Genomic DNA, 20,220 nt, shown 5'->3' on the forward strand with positions numbered 1-20,220 from the left:
CTGCCCCCCGCGCAACGATACCGCAATCCAGTCCATCGCTCAGGAGCCTGTCACCATGGGACGGCACAAAGTCCTCAACACCCCGGCAATTCGGCGCATGCCGACCTACTTCCACAAGCTCGTGCTCATGCAGCAGGCGCACGAAGAAGTCGTCTCCACGACCGTCCTGGCCAAGTACATGGGCCTGGAGCCCATCATCGTCCGCAAAGACTTTGAATTGACCGGCGTCAAAGGCCAGCCCGGCATCGGCTACAAAACTCACGAACTTATCGAAGCCATCCGCAGCTACCTCGGCTGGGATGCCTGCAAAAAAGCCTGCCTGGTCGGCGCTGGTTCGCTCGGCAGCGCGCTGCTCGGCTACCAGGAATTCAGCGAATACGGCATGCTTTTCACCGATGTCTTTGACGCCGATCCCGAAAAAATTGACACCCGCATCCACGGCCATCTCGTCCGCGACGTCCGCCAGATGACGCCGCGCCTGCGTCAGGCCCGGCCGGACATCGGCATTATCTGCGTGCCCGCCATACACGCACAAGCCGTAGTCGACGACATGATCGCCTGCGGCGTACGCGCTTTTTGGAATTTCTCCAACCTCTGCCTGCAGGTGCCTCCCAACGTCGTCGTCCAGCGGGAAGTCATTGCTGGCGGCTTGGCGCTGCTGTCCATGAAGCTGAAAACGCACGACATCATCTGAAGCAACCTTCAACCCGCAGCCAAGTTAGGCCCCGCGCCCGTCTATGAACAGCCTCATCATTAACGGCCCCGCCCGCGTCCAGGGCAGCATCCGCCTCAGCGGCAACAAGAACGCCGCATTGCCCATGATTGCCGCAGCCATGCTCTGCCCCGACGACGTCGTCCTCCACAACGTCCCGGACATCCTTGACGTACGCAACATGCTGGCCATCGCCCAGTCCCTCGGCGCCAGCGTGCATTATGAAAATAGCACCTTGCGTATCAACAGCGCCCACGTCCGCCACGGCGATGTCCCCGAAAAGCTCTGCACCGCCATCCGCGCGTCGCTGCTTTTCGCCGGGCCGCTCTGCGCGCGCTTCGGCAGCGCCACCCTCTTCGCGCCCGGTGGCGACGTCATCGGCCGGCGACGCCTTGACACCCATTGCTACGGCCTCAAAAAGCTCGGCATCCAGTCCCGCATGGAAGACAATCCCTACACCTTCTCGCGCTCGGGCGCCCTCCACGGCTCCGATATGTTCCTGGACGAGGCCAGCGTCACCGCCACCGAGCACATCATGATGACCGCCTGCCTCGCCCCAGGCTCCACCATCATCCGCAACGCCGCCTGCGAACCCCATGTCACCCAGCTCGCTGACCTCCTCAACGCCATGGGCGCCAAAATCTGCGGCATGGACACCAACCGCATCTGCATTGAGGGCGTTGACAATCTCCACGGCGCAGAAATCACTATCGCCGGTGACCACGTCGAAGCCGCCAGCTACCTCGCGCTCTGCGCCGCCACCCGCGGCGAGCTCGAAATCCACGGCCGCATCGCCCCACACGACTACTGGATGACCCGCCGCGTCTTCGAACGCTTCGGCGCCAATTTCACCCTCAAGCCCGACTTCATCGCCATGAAAAACGCCGAGCTCAAAATCCGCCCCGACATTGGCAACGCCATCCCCGTCATCGCCGATGGCCCGTGGCCACAGTTCCCCAGCGATATGCTCAGCGGCATGATCGCCATGGCCACCCAATGCCAGGGCACCGTGCTGTTCTTCGAAAAAATGTTCGAGAGTCGTATGTACTTCGTTGACAAGCTGATTGCCATGGGCGCCAACGCAGTTGCCTGCGATCCCCATCGCGTGGTCATCACCGGCCCGACCCGCCTGCACGGCGTCGCCATGTCCAGTCCGGACATCCGCGCCGGCATGGCCATGGTCACTGCCGCCTGCTGCGCCAAAGGCCGCTCGGTCATCAACAACGCCGACGTCATCCAGCGGGGCTACGAAGACCTCGCCGGCAAACTCCGCGCCATCGGCGTGGACCTCCAGGAACAGTAACCGTCGTGACTTCCACCACTCAATGCGCCTCGCAGAACACTCTCGGCAGCGAGTTCCAGGAGCAATAACCGCTGCGACTTCCACCGCTCAATGCGCCCTGCCGAGCTTTCTCGGCGGCGAGCTCCAGGAGCACTAGCCATTATGACCGCAGCTACGCAAACCGCTTTGCTGGACTCACTCGCCGCCACCGGCCTGCCTGTCGACACCATCGCCCGTCGGCGCTGGGCCGACTGCTGCAGCCTGAAGGCCGGTCTGGGCCACGTCGTCATCCTCACGCCCCGCAACGCCACCGAGCTGACGCAATCCCTCAGCGCCTGCAGGAGCATCGGCGTTGCCACCGCCATCCTTGGTGCCGGCAGCAACGCCGTCGGCAGCGATGACGACGACCCCGCCGCGATCATCATCCGCCTCGCTAAAAACGGCCATTTCGCGGACATTGCGCCCCTGGGCGATGGCCGTTACCGCGTCGGTGCGGCAGCATTGCTCGGCCCGGCGCTGGCCGCACTGGCGCGCCTGGGCGCGGGCGGCTTCGCCGGCCTGAGTGGCATCCCCGGTGGCATCGGCGGCGCCGCCGCCATGAACGCCGGCGCCAATGGCCAGGACTTCGGCCAGGCCGTCGTAGCCATGGAGGGCATCGACCGCCGCGACGGCACGCCACAGGTACTGCCCTGTCGTCCCGATGAATGGTCATACCGGCACTCACCACGACCAGACTGGCTGATCGTCACCAGCGTCACGCTCAGCCTGCAGCCCGTCAACCCCGCCGCCGAAATCGCCCTCATTCACGCCGAACGCCAGCGCCGCCAACGCGTCACCCCCCCCGGCGCCAGCGCCGGCAGCGTCTTCCTCAATCCAACACCAGAACTCAGCGCCGGCAAGCTCATCGAAAGCGCCGGCTGTAAAGGCTGGTCGCGCGGAGCATTCGCCGTCAGCGAACAACACGCAAACTGGATCGTCAACGCCAGCCGCCAACCCGGCAGCGCCCAGGACTGCCAGACGCTCATCGACGCTGTCAAAAAAAAAGTCCAAGCCGTTCACGACCTGGACCTGCACACCGAATGGCGATTCTTCTAACCACTACCGGCGAGATTCCGCGCCAATCTGCGACATCTGCGAATAAATGGGGGCGGACACATAGGTCCGCCCCTACCACCCCACCCCCCAAAAAAATCTGCGTCAATCTGCGGAATCTGCGGATAGAAAAAAATCTGCGGCTAAAAAGGGCGGACACATAGGTCCGCCCCTACCACCCCACCCCCCCCAAAAAAAATCTGCGTCAATCTGCGGAATCTGCGGATAGAAAAAAAGCGCCGTCCTGCATCTACCCGCCGACAAAAGATCAAAGGCACAGTCCCCCTACACCACCCACCCTCACAAAAAATCTGCGTCAATCTGCGGAATCTGTGGATAGAAAAAAAGCGCCGTCCTGCATCTACCCGCCGACAAAAGATCAAAGGCACAGTCCCCCTACACCACCCCCCCCAAAAAAAATCTGCGTCAATCTGCGGAATCTGTGGATAGAAAAAAAGCGTTTATTGCAGGAGCTTCTTGACGATCTTCACCGTCGCCAGGGCGTCACTCGCGTAGTGCGCGCCGATACTCTGGGCAAAATTCTCGTCGACGACGGCGCCGCCAACGACGAAGCGCAGTTTATCCATGCCCCGCTTAGCCGCCAGCTCAACGACCTGCTTCATCTCGCCCATGGTCGTGGTCATCAGGGCTGACAAACCAATGAGGGTGATGTCCTCCCTCGCCGCCGTGTCCAGTATCAGCTCGGCGGGGACGTCCTTGCCCAAATCCAGCACGTCGATGTTGTAATTGCGCAGCATCAGCGCCACGATATTCTTGCCGATGTCGTGGATATCGCCCTTGACCGTCGCCAGGATCATCCGTCCCAGCGGCTTGGCTGCGACGCCATCCTGCTGCAGCAAGGGCGTCAGGAAGTCCATGCCCGCGCGCATGGCGTCAGCGCTCATGATCAGCTGCGGCAGAAAGAAGTCCTTGCGCTCAAAGCGATCGCCGACATCGGATATACCCGGAATTAGTATGTCGTTGACTATGCGGTCGGCGCTGCTACCGGCCTGGATACAGGCGCTGATCGCCCCGGCAATGCCGGCGACATCGCCAGCCAACAACGCCTTGCGCACCGCGTCCTCTGGCGTCAAGGCCGCCGCCGAACCCGCAGCCGCAGCAGACGTCGCCACACCGCCACCATCGCTGTTCCCGTAGCGGCCAAGGAATCCCTGCATGCGCACATCGCGACCGCAGAGGACGTCGCCCGCCGCAACGGTCTCCATGATGTCCACCAGCATGGGATTGGCAATAGCCATGTTCAGCCCGCGGCCGATGGCCATGCCCAGAAAAGCACGGTTGATCAAATCGCGACGCGGCAACCCGAAACTCACGTTGGACAGCCCGCAGACGCAGTTCACGCCCCATTCGCGGGCGCACCACTCAACGAGCCCCAGTGTCAATTCGGCGGCATCGGGACTGGCCGACACCGTCATCACTAGCCCGTCCACACAGACGTCGTCCTTGCTGTAGCCGTACTTCTTCGCCTCAGCAAAAATGCGCTTGATGACGGCAATGCGTTCCGCCAGCGTCGCCGGAATACCCTCGTCGGTTATGGGCAGCAGTACCAGCATGGCGCCGTACTTGGCGGCCACCGGCAAGACTTTCTCCAGCCGGTCCTTTTCGGCTGAGATGGAATTAAAGAGTGCGCGGCCGGGATAGCAACGCAGAGCCGCCTCGGCGACATCGGCGCGCGTGGTATCGACGCACAAAGGCGCCGCATAATCCCGCGCAAGCATGGCCACGCCCTCGCGCATCATCGCCAACTCATCTATGCCCGACAGGCCGAAATTGACGTCCAGCAACGCCGCACCGGCAGCAATCTGCTCGTCCGCATAGCGTGAAACCAGATCGAATTTACCCTCGCGCAACTCCGCCTGCAACGCCTTCTTGCCAGTCGGATTGATGCGCTCACCAATCACCGCAAAAGGCGCCTGGCGACTCACTTCGCGATAGCCGCGAGCGTGGCTCACGCAAGCGCCATGCGCGGCACCAATCTGCGGCGGGCGCAATCCGGCCAGGCCATTGGCCAGGCTGCGAATATGCTCCGGCGTCGTGCCGCAACAGCCGCCGAGAATGCCGGCCCCAGCCGCCACAAATTCCGGCCCGAACACCCCGAATGCCGCCGCGCCCATGCTGAACACCGTCCGCCCGTCCTGCCATTGCGGCAAACCGGCATTGGGTTTGGCAATCAAGGGGACGCGTGCGTAAGGCTTGAGCAGGCGGATAATATCTAGCATGCCCTCCGGCCCCATAGAACAGTTACAGCCAAAGGCGCTGACGCCGAGAGCCTGCAGGGTGATCAAGGCCGACACGGGGTCGTTGCCCGTCAAGGTCCGCTGGCCTTTCTCGAACGTCATGGTCACCATAATGGGCAGGTCGCAGAGCTCGCGCACGGCCAGCACCGCCGCACGGGTTTCCTGGATGTCCATCATCGTTTCAATCGCAAAGCCGTCCACACCACCTGCGAGCAAACCCTCGGCCTGCTCGCGATAGATCGCCACGGCGTCCTCAAACGCCAGATCGCCGACCGGCTCAATGAACTGCCCCGTCGGCGCCATGTCGCCGAAAATAAGGCAGCCCGGCGCCGCCGCGCGGGACAGCCGCGCCAGATCGCGATTGATCGCCACGACGTCCTTCTCGCGGCCAAATTCAGCCAGCTTACAGCGGTTGCCGCCAAAAGTCGGCGCGTACACGCAGCGCGAACCCGCCGCCGCGTAGTCGCTTTGCACCCCCCGGATGGCCTCGGGATGCTCCAGCACCCACAACTCCGGACAGACGCCCGCCGGCATGCCGCGCTTGCTCAGCTCCGTGCCGGTCGCGCCGTCAAGTATCAACACCTGCTCTGCCACCAATGCCTTGAATGCGTCACCGGTCATACTCTCTCCATTTCTCGGGTTTCAAGGCAGTGTCGCGGCGGTTTTGACGCCCGCTGCCGTATTTTTCAGGAGTTGCGAATGCCGGCAATAGCCGTAATCGTCTTCTCCGGTTCAATAATCGCGCTCGGCGTCAGCCGCAAGCCCATGTCAGTCAGCGGCAGCCACGAAAAAAACAACGCCTGCGCAGACAAGTCCCAGCCGCCATAACCCACGGAAAAACGCTTGCTGGACAGCTGCCAGCCGCGTCGCCGCAACGTGGTCCCGGCATAGCTTTGCAGGACATCCATGGCGGCTTCGACTGTCTCACTGCCAACCGCATCGGCCACCACGGCTTTCGCGCCATCGCCGGCCGCCATCGCCTGATTGACCCATGCCGCCAGCTCCGGGCCAATGGTGGCCACCGCCAGCCACGCGTGCTGGCACTTGGCCAGTAGCCGCGCCACGCCGTCATTCTCGATGACCGACGCGTCGCTTAATGTAACCTTATGCCCATCGTTGTCCACAATCGCCAGACTACCAAAGACGCCCTCCGGACGACAGCGCGCAAACGCTTCCGTCATCCATTGCGCAAGCAGCGCCTCCTGAACAACCGACTCAGCCTGGGCGTCTTTTCGCCGCCCAAGCCGGCGATTACTGGCCGCCACCGGCATAGCCACTGGCAGCCGCTTCACTCTGGTCACATCATCAAGCATCCGCAGTCACTCCCGCCGCATCAGCACGTAAGTAGGCAGGCCAATGACCTCGTAACGCTTCAAGATGGCCTGCAACAACGGGTCATTCATGTCGTCCGCCTGCACCGCCACCTTCACCCAGTCGCCCATGTGCGCAATCACCTCAGGCTCTTTGAAAGTCGTGCGCTTCATCGCCGCGCAACTCTTGCAACTCACGCCCCAGAAATCCAGAAAGAGCAGCTTGTTCTCCATCTCGGCGACCGTCATCGCCGCCGGTAAGTCGCTCAGCCAACCCGCAGGCGCGGATGCCGACGTCTGCACCGCATCACCTGCACCTGCACCTGTCCGTAACAGCGCCACGCCAAGCCAGCCGTAGTACAAGGCAGCGCCAATAATCAAGACGCCAAATACGTGCTTGACATGCTCCATCCACGCACCCGGCTTGGGCATCTTGCCCATGCCCGCACCCAATATCGGCCACGGCAAGGCCATGCCAATACCCAGCAGGAAAGGCAGAAACAAACCAACCCAATTACCGCGAGCAAAGAGGTCCGCCGCCAGCAACAGCACCCAAATCAGCACCGGTGCCACGCAAGCACCGGCCAACAGGGCCGCCAGCGCGCCCAGCAGGAAGGCGCCAAAAGCCCGACCGCCCTCGACATCGCCAAAACGACCCGCCCGCCAACGCGAAAAGTCCACAACGAACACGTCGAACATCGACAGCGCCAGGACCGCAAAGATCACCGCCACCCCAAAATTAAACCACGGCGAGGAGTTGATCGCGCCAAAACGCGCACCGGTGAGCACCGCCACCACGCCAATGGCACCGTACACAATGGTCATGCCCAAGCCGTACATGCCGCCAAGCATGAATCCACGGCTCTTCTTGTCGCCGGCAGCGGCGCCGGCACCGATGATCGCCAGATTGATCGGTATCATCGGCAGCACGCAAGGCGTCAGGTTGAGCATGAAACCCAATGGAATGATCAACAGCGCCGCCACCAGCAAGCCGTAGCGCGCCAACACCCGGTCAAGCAGCTGCTCCTCAGCGGCCTCGCCAGACTCGGCCTGCCGCAACCAGCCCAGAAACGCGTCTTTATCCATGTAGCCCGTCGCCGTGCCCAGCACCGCAAAGCCCTCGGCCTGCCGCTGCCAGGCTAGCACCCGGTCGTCTGCCGGCAGTTCCGTCGGCTTCGCTTCAACTCGGGCCGACGCGCCCGCAAAGGTCAGGGCAAAAGCCACCGTCTCCGGCATGAAACACACGCCTTTGCTACAGCCTTGATAGTGCACGCTGAGCCCCAGGGGTTCGGGCACGGCGCCCGTCAAGCTATACCGCTGGCTGAAACTCTGCAGAAAAACACGCGACTCTTCGCCCTCTTTCACCACCGGCTCCGGCCCCGCAACCAATTTCGCCGCCAGGCCCTCCGGCAGAGTCAGGTCCATGGCATCCTCATACAGATACGCATCGGCAGCAATCGTAAACTGCAGCTCAAGCATGGCCTGGCTACCGCCATCGCGCAGCAACGCCGCTGTCACCCCAAAGGCCTTCGCCGGCGCAGTCTGCCCCCAAACGCCACTCAGGCCACACCACAGCAGCAACCCACTTAGCAGATAAATCAGTCGTTTCTTCTTGAGCATGATCTCCCTTCCGACAGCCGTAGCCATCTCATTCGCAAGCACGGACATTCCGGCTCGCTCGTGTAGTATCCTGTCTTTTTCCGAAAAAAACACCCGCACCCGCGCAAATATGTGAGCACGTCACTCTTCACTCGCCCGCTCAACACACGAACAGGGCAATGCGCGCTTTGGACAGCCCCGAGGCTCAGTCTGTTCCCCCGGCCATGGCTTTCAAGCCATCGCCAACTATATTACTCTTTCACCTTTTTCACCTCAGGAACATCGTTCAGCATGACTGTTTTCCATCCATACCGCAGCGGTAACTGGCGTGGCGTCGTCCACCACCAATGGCAAGAGCCTCTGCAGAACCTCGACCAGTGGCTGCGTGATAATCCCGGCACAACCGTCATCGCGAAAAAAGCCCGCACGGTCTCCCGCGTGGAAACGCCCAACGGCGTCCTCTACGTGAAAGTCCTCCACCGCCTGCAGGAAAAAGGCCCGGCCTGGAAAATGCTGCTCACGGGCAGCAAGTGGTTCCTCCGCCCGTCCCGGGCCATCGCCGTCTTCAAGATCACCAGCGCCATGCTGGACAAGGGCATCGGCTGCCCCGAGCCCGTCCTCGCCGCCCGCCGCCGCAACGCCATCGGCTGGCCCGAAGACGTCTTCATCTGCCGCGAAGTGCCATACCCGACGCTGCTCTCACTGTTTTACACCGCAGACAAGATCCCCGCCCGCGATGCCCTGATCGCCAACGCCGCCCATGGCATCGCCGCCCTCCACAACCAAGGCTTCGTCCACGGCGATTGTCTCCCCGGCAATCTCTGCCTGGCACCGGATCAGTCCATCGTCTTCCTGGACAACGACCGCACCCAACCGATGCCGCTCATGCTTAGACGCCGCGCCCGACTCAACAACGTCGTCCAATTCCTCTCACGACTGCCGCAAAGCACGCAACAAGGCGATGTCTTCACGCTCTTCCTGAACACATACCGGCGCGAGTGCGCTGCGACCTGTCCAATCAGCTCCGACAGCCTGTCGCGTCTGGCCCAAAAACTCCAACACCGCCTGGCTCTCCTCGCCGCAAAACGCGCCCGCAAAAACCGCGTCCAAGCGCAGGCCCAAAATGGAAGGCATTGAACGGCTTCAGCTGAGCAGGCCGTCAGCCTGGAGTATATTACCGCTCCACATCGCTAATCACCACATGAGTGACAACAACTGATCGCCCATACGATCACCCGCAGAGGAATGCCCCATGTTTCTCCACATTCAACCAGAATGGCAAGTCGTCCTCAAACAAAACGGCCTCGACAACTACCAGGCTCTGCTTTCTTTCACCAACGACTGCTGTATGTCCAGCCACACCCGCGGCGCCACTTGGCGACATACCCTTAGTGATGGTCGTACAATCTTTATCAAACAAGATTACTTCACTAAAATCGCCGTCGCCTGCCGCTACCTCCTGCGTGGCAAAAAGCCCCTCTGCAACATGGAAAAAGAACGCCGCGCCTTCGCCCTGGCCGCTCAACACGGCTTTGCCGTCCCGGAAGTCATCGCCTGGGGCGAACAGCGCCGGCTGGGCCTACCACATACCGGCGTCATGATCATGCTCCCCGTCGACGGCATCCCCGTCGACCGCTTCGCCGCCGATCCCAAAAACAAAGATCAGGCCCACGCTGCCATCGCCAAAGCCGAACATACCCTCGCACGCCTCCAGGACTGCCGCCTCGACTGGAAAACCGACTGCAAACCGGAGCATTTCTTCATCCGCCCAGACGGCTCCATCGCTCTCATTGACCTGGAACGACTCAGGCAACGCAAAAGGCCCCTGACACAAGACTACCGCGACAGGCAACTCCGGCGCTTCCGCTCGCTCCTGCCTGAAACATTCCGGCCCCCACACCAAGACCATCCGCACGCAACTGCACACGGTGCCGCCTTTTGCACCAATTGTTCGCGTGACAGTTGACACGCCATGTCAGCAAGCCCCACTACATCACCTGGCCAGCCCCCCCAACCAGTGCTCGCCCCTAATCCAACAATCAGCGCCTTCACCGGCAAAGCCTGGCGCCAGTTGCGCCGGGCTTTGCTCCAGGGCAGTCCTGACGGCAACTGCCGGGTGGAAAAGCTGCCCGATGGGATCCTGCGCTACACCGCGCAGCTGTCTCGCGAAGATGTCATCAGCATCCTCAATGCCGAGGCCAATGCACTCCCCCAAGCTACCATCAAGATCGACCGCAAACGCAGCATTCACCGGGTGTGGCTGCGTGACCAGTCCTTTGTCCTTAAGACCTACCACCACCTGCATCGCTGGCTCGCAGTCTCACCAGACCGCAAGAGCTGGCTTGGCGCCCATCGCTTGAACAATAACGTGCCCTGTTACGCATGGTTCCGAAAACATGATCGCAGCTCGGCTACTATCATCTACGGCGACGCCGGCAATCGCGACCTTTACATGCCGGAATGGTCACATAACCCCGACACTACCACCACAGCCCTTTTCCGCCAGGCCGGGGGCATCCTCGCCGCGCTGCACCGCCAGAATATCTTCCACGCCGACACCAAGCCCGGCAATTTCGTCTATATGGACAGCCCCACCACCAACTCAACTCTTCATCTGATCGACACCGACGATGTCCGCTGCTACTGGCATCTGAGCACTCGCCGACGACTCAAAAACCTCGCCCAGTTCATGGGCTGCACCCGCGAAGATATTCCCGGCGAGGCCTATCTCGCAGCACTCACAGCCTTCCTCAATGGCTACATGCAGTATTACCCAACCACAGCAACTGTACTCGTGGCGCAGTTTCCCGCCATAGCCGACGCCATAGCCGCGCTCTATCCCGAACGTCACCACCTCAACCACCCAATCGTCAGTCTCCTCGCCAAACGTCTCCAAGCGTACCAACCCGACATAACAACCCTCCCCAGCTGATCCCCCTCACCTCATGCAAAGCCCGTGCCCGACATTTCAGTACGCCGGCAAACATAACGGCATCGACTTCTGGTTCAGTCCGGAATGCCCCGTCGTCGACGAAGCCATGGCCCAAGTCAGCAGCGCCCAGGCGCCCGCAGCGGCAATCCTAAAAAATGACGGCAAACGCCTGCTCTTCGTCGCCGGCAAGCAAGAGGTAAAACGCTTCGTCGTCAAAATCAACCTCCTGCCACGCTGGAAAGACCGCCTGCGCGCCAAGCAATTCGCGCCAGAAGAATGTCAGTGCCATCACCGCATCGCCCAGCTGGGCATTCCCGTGCCCGCCCTGTGGGGCTTTTTTGCAGAAAAACGCTGCGGCATCACCCGCCGCAATGGCCTCGTCATCGCTTTCCTCGAACATTACCGCAATCTCAGCATCGACGAAAATAACCGCGCTGTCCCGCTGTTGCTCGCTCTCTACGAAAAAGGCATCAGCCATCCTGATTTCATGCGCAATAACATCATGGTCAACGACGATACGCAGGAACACGTGCTCATCGACCTCGAACGCAGTTCTTTTCACTCACCACGCGATCTGCGCATCCTGGTCATGAATCTTGCACGCTACATTGAATACAATGAACGGCCATTGCTGCACCCCGACAACCAGGCTATGATCAACCTGGCTTACGCGGGTCTCGCCAACCCGCCATGCAGCCGCGACGCTTTCGCGGAATTGCTTGCCATGCTCAACTCCAGTCACCTTAGCACCCGTGAACGCGTCGGACTCGTCGTACCCGACGACGTCATGTCTAAACTGCGCCAATACTGCCCACAATGAAAAAAATCATCAACTACCTCCGCTACCGCTGGCTGCTCGCAAAATGGCAACGCCGCGCAAAGAAAAAACGCCGCGCAAATGTCATGGTCGGCAACCTCAACGATTTCTTCGCTGAACTCGCGAAGTGTCAAATCAGCTACGTCGTCCTCCGCTGGTTCGACGAACTACCCGCCGACCGCAGCGCGGAAAAGAGCTTCCAGGGCGACATCGATCTGCTCGTCGAATCCGCACAGCTGGAGGATTTCTGCCGCATCGTCGCCGCATTTCCCGGCCACATCAAGATTGATCTCTACTCCAATGGCATTCGCCTCGGCACGGACTGCAAACGCATCGCCTACTTCCCGCCCGTCCTCGGCAGTGAAATCCTCCATGACCGCTGCCGGCACGATGGCCGCTTCTACCGCCCCGCGCCCCGTCCCTATCTCTACTCGCTGCTCTACCACTGCTGCTACCAGAAAGGCCTGCTCTGCGGCCTGCCCACCGGCACCGCCCTGGACAACCCGGAAACGTACTCCCACGACCTCAAACGTGAACTCACTCTGACCGCCGCCGCCTGCGCCGAAACCCTGCCGCAGCCACTGACCCTCTTGGCCATCCACCAGTGGCTGCAGCAACGACAATGGGCCATGCCTTACGACCTCATCCCCAGATGGCCCGCCCGTAACGCTTGGCATGACGAACTGCTCAAACGCGAAACCGCCGAGCTCAACAAGGCCCTCGCCGGCCTCAAGGACCTGCTGGTGTTCCTCATCCGCGAAGACGCCGTCAGCACCGGCGCCGATCAGCCCATCGTCCAGGCTCTGGCCAAGAAATTCACCGTTCTGGACGTCGTCCAGCTCGATCAGCAGCAACAGCAACGGGTCATGCGACAAACCCGCGGCGGCGATTGGACCAAACACAAGGACGTCGTCATTGTCGCACCCGTCATCGCCGTCGTCTGCCACGACCCGTCGCCGCAACCCGTCGATAACAGCTCCGGCCTGGGCAGCATTCACCATTTCGTCGGCAACGCCAACGTCTTTTACAAACATGCCATCCGCAAGGACCTGGAACGGCGTTTCCCCGACGCCATCAATTTCATGCACGGCAGCGACAACGACCCCGAAAGCATGGCGTACATCAAGGCCATCTACGGTCCGCAATGGCCAGAACGCATCGCTTCCTGGAAACAGCTCCCGCCCGACGCCCCCGGCCAAGCCACCAGCAACTCCCCGCTCTGAGTAACCCCCATGCGCCTGGCATTCACCATCTTCAAATACTTCCCCCACGGCGGCGCCCAAAAGGACATGCTGGCTATTGCCCACGCCTGCAAACAACGCGGGCACGACATCACGCTCTTCTGCTATGAGTTCCAGGGTGAACAGCCAGCCTGGCTGGACCTACGCCTTCTCCCGGCCAAAGGTCGCAGCAACCACCGCCGCGCCATGCACTTCCAAGAACTCGCCCTGACCGCCATCGCCGCCGATCGCTTTGATGGCGTCATCGGCTTCAGCCGCATGGCCGGCCTGGATGTCTATTTTGCCGCCGATGACTGCCTGGCCGCCCAATTGGCAACACGCAGCCTCCTCACCCGCATGCTCCCCCGCGCCCGCTCCTTCGCCGTCATGGAAAGAGCCGCCATCAGCCCCGCCGGCGCAAAAATGATTTTGACTCTCACCCGCCGCCAGGAAGACGACTTCCAACGACATTACTCCTGCGCCCCCAGGCGTTTCTTCCGCCTGCCGCCACTCGTGCCCGACGCGTTCCGCGATCTTGCCGCCCTACAAGCCAAACGCAACGCGCTGCGCCAGGAACTGGGAGCAGGGGAGAAGGACCTCATCCTGGCCCAGGTCGCCTCCAGCTACCACACCAAAGGCGTTGACCGCACCCTCCGCGCCATCGCCGCCCTGCCCGACTCCATCCGGCCACGCCTGTGGGTCGTCGGCGCCGAAAAACATCCCGGAGGCATGCAACGCCTGGCCCGAAAACTCGGCATCGCCCCCCGGATTACCTTCTGCGGCGGCCGCAATGACGTCCCGGCCATCCTCGCCGCCGCCGATGCCATGGTCCATCCCGCCCGACAGGAATCCGCCGGCGCCGTCCTGGTCGAGGCCCTCGCCGCCGGTCTGCCCGTGATCACCAGCGGCATCTGTGGCTATGCCGAGCACGTCCACAACGCCGGCGCCGGCGCCGTCATCCCCGAGCCATTCCAGCAGCACCAGCTCAATCAACAGCTTGCATCACTGCTGGCAGACCACGCTTGGCTGCAGTCCTGCGCCGCAAACGCCCGCGCCTACACCAAAAACCACGACTTCTACGCCCGCGCTGACATTGCCGCCATAGCCATCGAAAAATCGCTCACCACCAAAGCCACCACGCCGTAAGGACAGTGACCGGCTAACCTCCACATATCCCCAATACTCTTCACGTAACGATTTCCCTGTCGCGAGTTGTTTCAACCAAAACAGCCTTTTGTCATCGCGGCATTTCATCGCCGCGAAGCGGCAGAAGCGCTGAAAGCGCGAAAGCATACCAGCCCAGGGCAAGCGACGCCGCAGGCGGAGCGCCGCCCTGGGTAAAGCGCCAACTAAGGCCGTGTTCCTCGGCCTCTTTGGCCTCAGTCGGCGCAGCTGACTGAGGCCAAAGAGGCAATGGAACTTATTGACTGCAGCAGTATTGCGTGCTGCACCCCATCGTCGCTGGTCTTTTAGGTCGCCCCGACAGGGCTCATAATGATTGATGCCTCTTACCCAGGGCGTCGCGCCGCCTTCGGCGTCGCTTGCCCTGGGCTATCTTAGGTCGCGTCTTCGGCGCTCAAAACCTCGGCGAATGATCGTGCGCATGGTTACCAATCAACTCCTCGCCAACCATTGCCAGAACACTAAGTGAAGAGCATTGCCCCCATATCCCTCACAGCAGCATGGCTGCAGTCTCGGCCAGCTCACTGCGCTCGCCACGCATTAGCGTCACATGCGCCGACAACGGACTGGCCAAAAATTTGTCCACCAGCCGGGTCAGGCCATTGGAGTAAGCATTGACGTAAGGATTGTCGATCTGCTCAGGGTCGCCCGTGAGAATGATCTTGCTGCCGGCGCCCACGCGAGTAATCACCGTCTTGACTTCCAGCGGTGTCAGATTCTGCGCCTCGTCTATGATGATATACTGATTGGGAATGCTGCGGCCGCGTATGTACGTCAGTGGCTCGACGCTGATCTCCGGGCAGCTCATCACGTCATTGGGCAAGGTCCGCGCCGGGCATTTCTTGTCCTGCGAGCGGATGAAATCCAAAGCATCGAACACCGGCTGCATCCACGGCCGCATCTTCTCACTCAAATCGCCCGGCAGATAGCCCAGATCGCGGCTCACCGGCATGGTCGGGCGAAAAACCAGCAGCCGCTGGTAACGGTTGTCGGCAAAAATCTGCTGCAGGCCGGCCGCCATGGCCAGCAAGGTCTTGCCCGTGCCGGCCTTGCCGGCCAGCGTCACCAACTTGATCGACTCGTCCAGCAATGCGTCCAGCGTGAAGGTCTGTTCAACATTCAGGCTGCGGATACCGCAAACCACCCGCGTCGTGTCCGCCAGCGGCCACAACTCGTTGTTCTCGGCGTAGTAACGCGCACAACAGGCGACTTTCGCCTGCCCCTTGAGCTTGGCATAGACGTACTCGTTGGGCTGCAGGACCCCCTGGAACTGCCGCAGCGGCTGCCCAGAACGCAGCATCTCCAGCTGCGCCACATCCATCTCCATTACTTGCCAGCCACGCAAGGTGTTGGTATCCCGCGCCGGCGCCTGCTCGTAGTCCCGCGCATCAAGCCCCAGCGCGTCGGCCTTCACCCGCAAATTGACATTTTGGGTAATGATCACCGGCGCCAAGCCGGCCTCCTGAAACTGCTTTCCCAGGCGCAGTATCGCCGCCGCCGCCTGGCCATCGCCGCCCGTTACCACCGCGCTCTCGTCAGCCACAATGCGCAGGGTGGAACCATTGGCCAAACGAACCCCATCACGCAATGAGCCCTTCCCACGCATGCGGTCAATCAGATGCGCGACTTGCCGCGCATTATGTCCCGTCTCGGTGCTGTCGTGCTTGAAATGGTCGATTTCCTCAACGACCTCAAGGGGTATCAGCAACTGGCTACCAGGAAAATGCTCCAGCGCCTGAGGGTCAAACAAAAACACATTCGTGTCCAGAATATACGTTTCCGGCATAGCGCCCTTCTCTGTCATCGCGCTGGCCTCAACCAGGCTTAGTCATCCAAATGCATGCATTGCTGATAAAAAAACACCTCTATGCTTTTCTTATCCGCTACCGAGTATTAAGTTTATTTCGTTACTGCGCTGCCAAGCAGAGCGAGAAGATAATCTCCCATTCCCAATAGACAATCTGGTCGGAGCTGATCCATAATGCCCATCGCCCCCCTCGCCTTCCGTTTCCAAGACCGCCATATCCCCTGCGATGGCAAGGCCTACCTCATGGGCATCCTAAATGTCACTCCAGACTCTTTCTCCGATGGCGGCCAATTCATCAGTCTTGACCAGGCTATCGCCCACGGCCACGATCTCGCCCGCAACGGCGCCCACATCATCGACGTCGGCGGCGAATCCACCCGACCCGGACACATCCCCGTCAGCACCGAGGAGGAAATCCGCCGCGTCGTCCCCGTCATCCGCGAACTCAGCCGCAAAATCAGCGTACCCATCAGTGTCGATACCAGCAAAGCCGCCGTCGCCGAAGCCGCCATCCGCGCCGGTGCCAGTATCATCAACGACGTCAGCGCCGGCGAAAATGACCCCGACGGCATGATCGCAGTCATCAAAAAATACCGCGTCGGCACCATCCTCATGCACAGCCAGCCACTCCCGCCGGACGCCCAGCGCGGCGACCTGGCCGCACACGCCATCGCCGCCTACTTCCAACAGCGTCTGGACTCACTCTGCACCGCCACCGGCCTCGACAAAGTCTTCTTCATGCTCGACCCCGGCATCGGCTTCCGCAAAGATCTCGCCCAGAACCTCGCCGTCATCAAACACCTCGGCGACTTCCGCGCCCTGGGCTGTCCCGTCCTCATGGGACCTTCCCGCAAATCCTTCCTCGGCCGCATCACCGGCCACGATAATCCCCAGGACCGCATCTGGGCCACCGCCGCCGCCGCCGCCGCCTGCGTCGTCCTCGGCGCCGATGTCATCCGCGTCCACGACCTCTGCGAAATGCGCGATGTCCTCCTCGTCGCCGAAGCCATCGCCACAGCCGATTAGCGCCCCGAAAGCCCCGCCATGCGTGACCAACTCTTCGTCATCATCCGAAACCTCTTCGAGATCGGCATCCTCGCCGCGCTCTTCTACCTGCTTCTGCGGCTACTGCGCGGTACCCGCGGACTGGTCATGCTCTCCTCCATCTTCATGCTCTTCGCACTCCTCCAGACCGCCACCTTCATCCTGGACCTGTCTGTCCTCAGCTGGATCCTGCAGAAAATGCTCTATTTCATGCCCTTCATCGTCCTCATCATCTTTCAGAATGAAATCCGCCGTATCCTCACTGTCATCAGCATCCAGTATCTCCGCATGCAACACTGGCAGAAGCGCGGCCAAATGCTCGAAAACCCATTGGTCAAAATACTCTGCGACATCTGCGACAACCTGTCCCAGAACAGCACCGGCGCCCTCATCGCCATCGAACAGAAAATCAGCCTCAACAGCCACGCCGAAACTGGCAAGATCATCAACGCGCCTCTGCTTCCTGACAACTCCCTCGTCGAAACCATCTTCTACAGCGGCACGCCCCTCCACGATGGCGGCATTGTCATCCGCAAAGACAGCATCTACGCCGCTGGCTGCGTCTTCCCCCTCTGCGAGAAGGAGGACTTCCGCTCCGCCCACGGCATGCGCCACCAGGCCGCCGTCGGCCTCTCTGAACAAACCGACGCCATCGTCATCGTCGTTTCCGAAGAAACTGGCGCCATCAGCATTGCCTTCAATGGCCATCTGCGCACCATGGGCAACATCGATCAATTCCACCAGCAACTCAAGGTGCTGCTGCCCCCCGAACCAGCACTGGCACCACGCATCGCCTCGTGGTCGCCCATGCAATGGCTCGGAGCCCTGGCCATCAAAAAAAACAAAACCGTCACTGACGACTCGAAAGAGTAAGGCCCATGGCGAGCATACATCGACATCACCGCTTCTTCATCCGCGACTTCTGGCGCAAACTGGTCGCGCTTGGCCTCGCCTTGCTCGTCTGGAAACTCGTCGACGTCCAGCTCCGCAGCGTCGTGCCAGTCCAGCAAGTCCGCGTCAAAGTCAAATACGACACGCGTAAATTCTACCTCAAGGAAGACAGCTTCCTGGTTGATCTCGAAGCCAGCACCCCCAGTAAAATGACCCAGCTGGCCCCCGAGCTCTTCCAGATCGAAGTCGCCCTGCCCACAACCTACGAGCACTCCGGCATCTACTATCTCAAGCTACGCAACCGCCACTTGGTAAAAAAACCCCTGCGTGTGAACATCAAAACATTCCAGCCCAATAACTTGGCCATACCCTTCGATGTCATTGAGCAGGAAAAACTCAAAGTCCACGTCAACACCCAGGGCAAAGTCAAAAGCGGCTTTGAACTTAGCGCCACTGCCCAACCCGATATAGTACGCGTTCTCGGCCCATCCCAAGTGGTCCGCAATCTCCGCGAAATCAGCACCGAATCCCTGCAGCTCAACCCCGACATCACCAAGAGCTTCAGCGTCCCCCTCGACCTCCTTCCCCCCCACCCTGCCGTCCGCGTTCTCCCCAGCCAGGTCACGGTCAATGTCGTGGTCGAAAATACCCTCCGCACCGTCTCGCAGTCATTCACCAGCCTTAGCCCCGGGGTCATGCTGCCACTGAAAAACAATCTGCGGCTGGCGGCACTGCCCGAACAGCTCATCAGTATTCGTCTCCGCGGTCTCTCACGCAGTCTCAATGACATCGATGGCAAGCAACTCCGGCCTTTTCTTGATCTAAGCAACGCCACCCAACCAGGCAAATACCAAGCCGAGGTACGCATCTCAAGCCTCCCCCTGGGTATCGAAACCGAGGAAATCACCCCCGCCAGCATCGACGTCGAACTGGTCCCCATACCCGACCTGCCCACCACGCCCACCGCCGGCGACAAGACCGCCCCGCCCCCCGCCCCGAATAAACCATGAGGCCGCATCGCAGCCCCACCCCCCCTGCGCAACCTTGCACCGTCGCCCCGCCCCCCATATGCAGTCACTCCATAGCGATACTATCCCACGCACCATCGTGGTCACCGGCCCGACCGCGACCGGCAAAACCCAACTCGCCGTCGCCCTCGCCCGCATCTTCAACGGCGAAATCATCAGCGCCGACTCACGCCAGGTCTACACCGGCATGGACATCGGCACCGGCAAGGACCTCGGCGACTACGGCCGCGGCCCCAATGCCGTCAAGCACCACCTCATTGATGTGGTCGCCCCACAAGACGACTTCCACCTCTTCCTTTACCTAAAACTCGCCTGGAACGCCCTCGCCGACTGCCAACGCCGTGGCCGCCTGCCCATCATCTGCGGCGGTACCCCCCTCTACATCAATGCCATGCTCAACGGCTACGACCTCGTCGGCGGCCAACCAGACCACGCCCTGCGCCAAGAACTGGCTGATAAGCCGCTCGCTGAGCTCGTCGCCATCCTCAGGCAATGCGCCCCGCCCGATCTCGTCGCCCGTACCGACCTCGGCCAGCCACGACGCGTTATCCGCGCCATCGAAATCGCCCGCCACGCCACTGCCTTCGCGCCCTCACAGCGCCTACAACAACCCCTGGTCATCGCCCCGTTCTTCCCCCGCCACGTCGTCCACGAACGCATCGCCGCGCGACTCGACGAGCGCCTCGCCCATGGCCTCATCGATGAAGTCCAGCGCCTCCACGACCAAGGCCTGCCTTGGGAACGCCTTGACTGGTTCGGCCTCGAATACCGCTACGTCGCCCTCTTCCTCCAAAACAAGCTCAGCCGCGTCGACATGCGCGACCAGCTCCTCATCCACATCCGCCAATTTTGCAAACGCCAGGACATCTGGTTCCGCAAACTCGAACGCGAAGGTACCGACATCCACTGGCTCGACGACCAGCCCATCGAACAAGCCAAAGCCCTGGCCCAGCTCTGGATCAATAAACAGCCCCTCCCCGAACCAACAATCAAAATCTCACAAACCCTCTACGGCCCGAAAACACAGTAGGCTACGCAGCCGCAAT

17 protein-coding genes are annotated in these 20,220 nt (G+C 61.2%); 13 read left to right on the top strand and 4 right to left on the bottom strand.

What is annotated here, in order from left to right; genetic code table 11:
• Positions 1-55 precede the first annotated feature (55 nt).
• From J3R75_RS00270 to J3R75_RS00280, 3 genes are all read left to right on the top strand, one after another.
• A complete protein-coding gene (locus tag J3R75_RS00270; protein ID WP_307259110.1) occupies positions 56-694 on the top strand; it encodes a redox-sensing transcriptional repressor Rex in 639 nt (212 codons plus the stop codon).
• A gap of 43 nt (positions 695-737) precedes the next feature.
• Positions 738-2,015 (top strand): UDP-N-acetylglucosamine 1-carboxyvinyltransferase, encoded by a 1,278-nt coding sequence (gene murA / locus J3R75_RS00275; protein ID WP_307259112.1) that lies wholly within the window; start codon positions 738-740, stop codon positions 2,013-2,015.
• 141 nt (positions 2,016-2,156) lie between these two features.
• A complete protein-coding gene (locus J3R75_RS00280; protein ID WP_307259113.1) occupies positions 2,157-3,089 on the top strand; it encodes an FAD-binding protein in 933 nt (310 codons plus the stop codon).
• Positions 3,090-3,547: 458 nt separating this feature from the next.
• On the opposite strand, the gene J3R75_RS00285 is transcribed toward J3R75_RS00280, so the two are convergent.
• From J3R75_RS00285 to J3R75_RS00295, 3 genes are all read right to left on the bottom strand, one after another.
• Positions 3,548-5,965 carry a homocysteine S-methyltransferase family protein gene (locus J3R75_RS00285; protein WP_307259114.1) on the bottom strand — a complete coding sequence of 806 codons (2,418 nt, stop codon included), beginning with the start codon at positions 5,963-5,965 and terminating at the stop codon, positions 3,548-3,550.
• 65 nt (positions 5,966-6,030) lie between these two features.
• A complete protein-coding gene (locus J3R75_RS00290; protein ID WP_307259115.1) occupies positions 6,031-6,657 on the bottom strand; it encodes a hypothetical protein in 627 nt (208 codons plus the stop codon).
• Between the two features lie 6 nt (positions 6,658-6,663).
• Complete coding sequence (locus tag J3R75_RS00295) at positions 6,664-8,274, bottom strand: protein-disulfide reductase DsbD (RefSeq protein WP_307259116.1); 1,611 nt, start codon at positions 8,272-8,274, stop codon at positions 6,664-6,666.
• Between the two features lie 270 nt (positions 8,275-8,544).
• On the opposite strand from J3R75_RS00295, the gene J3R75_RS00300 reads away from it, so the two are divergent.
• The 6 genes from J3R75_RS00300 to J3R75_RS00325 all read left to right on the top strand — a co-directional run bounded on the left by J3R75_RS00300 (position 8,545) and on the right by J3R75_RS00325 (position 14,368).
• A complete protein-coding gene (locus J3R75_RS00300) occupies positions 8,545-9,390 on the top strand; it encodes a lipopolysaccharide kinase InaA family protein (RefSeq protein WP_307259117.1) in 846 nt (281 codons plus the stop codon).
• Between the two features lie 115 nt (positions 9,391-9,505).
• On the top strand, positions 9,506-10,219 hold the full coding sequence (locus J3R75_RS00305) for a phosphotransferase (protein WP_307259118.1): 714 nt from the start codon (positions 9,506-9,508) through the stop codon (positions 10,217-10,219).
• Positions 10,220-10,225: 6 nt separating this feature from the next.
• Positions 10,226-11,185, top strand: a complete 960-nt coding sequence (locus tag J3R75_RS00310; RefSeq protein WP_307259119.1) for a BUD32 family EKC/KEOPS complex subunit — start codon at positions 10,226-10,228, stop codon at positions 11,183-11,185.
• A gap of 13 nt (positions 11,186-11,198) precedes the next feature.
• Positions 11,199-12,005: a BUD32 family EKC/KEOPS complex subunit gene (locus J3R75_RS00315; protein WP_307259120.1), complete on the top strand. Its 807-nt coding sequence runs from the start codon at positions 11,199-11,201 to the stop codon at positions 12,003-12,005.
• Positions 12,002-13,225, top strand: a complete 1,224-nt coding sequence (locus J3R75_RS00320) for a hypothetical protein (protein WP_307259121.1) — start codon at positions 12,002-12,004, stop codon at positions 13,223-13,225. Before J3R75_RS00315 ends, J3R75_RS00320 begins: the two co-directional genes overlap by 4 nt.
• A gap of 9 nt (positions 13,226-13,234) precedes the next feature.
• Positions 13,235-14,368, top strand: coding sequence for a glycosyltransferase family 4 protein (locus J3R75_RS00325; protein WP_307259122.1), 1,134 nt, complete (start codon positions 13,235-13,237; stop codon positions 14,366-14,368).
• 526 nt (positions 14,369-14,894) lie between these two features.
• Here the strand turns inward: J3R75_RS00325 and J3R75_RS00330 are convergent.
• Positions 14,895-16,190: a PhoH family protein gene (locus J3R75_RS00330; RefSeq protein WP_307259123.1), complete on the bottom strand. Its 1,296-nt coding sequence runs from the start codon at positions 16,188-16,190 to the stop codon at positions 14,895-14,897.
• A gap of 195 nt (positions 16,191-16,385) precedes the next feature.
• On the opposite strand from J3R75_RS00330, the gene folP reads away from it, so the two are divergent.
• From folP to miaA, 4 genes are read left to right on the top strand one after another with little or no spacing between them, the layout of a single operon-like run.
• Complete coding sequence (folP, locus tag J3R75_RS00335) at positions 16,386-17,237, top strand: dihydropteroate synthase (RefSeq protein WP_307259124.1); 852 nt, start codon at positions 16,386-16,388, stop codon at positions 17,235-17,237.
• 18 nt (positions 17,238-17,255) lie between these two features.
• Complete coding sequence (locus J3R75_RS00340; RefSeq protein ID WP_307259125.1) at positions 17,256-18,128, top strand: diadenylate cyclase; 873 nt, start codon at positions 17,256-17,258, stop codon at positions 18,126-18,128.
• 5 nt (positions 18,129-18,133) lie between these two features.
• On the top strand, positions 18,134-19,156 hold the full coding sequence (locus J3R75_RS00345; RefSeq protein WP_307259127.1) for a CdaR family protein: 1,023 nt from the start codon (positions 18,134-18,136) through the stop codon (positions 19,154-19,156).
• Between the two features lie 58 nt (positions 19,157-19,214).
• Positions 19,215-20,204: a tRNA (adenosine(37)-N6)-dimethylallyltransferase MiaA gene (gene miaA, locus J3R75_RS00350; protein WP_307259128.1), complete on the top strand. Its 990-nt coding sequence runs from the start codon at positions 19,215-19,217 to the stop codon at positions 20,202-20,204.
• Positions 20,205-20,220 lie beyond the last annotated feature (16 nt).

The sequence above is a fragment of the Oligosphaera ethanolica genome (assembly GCF_030814695.1).
GTDB classification, from domain to species: domain Bacteria; phylum Verrucomicrobiota; class Lentisphaeria; order Oligosphaerales; family Oligosphaeraceae; genus Oligosphaera; species Oligosphaera ethanolica.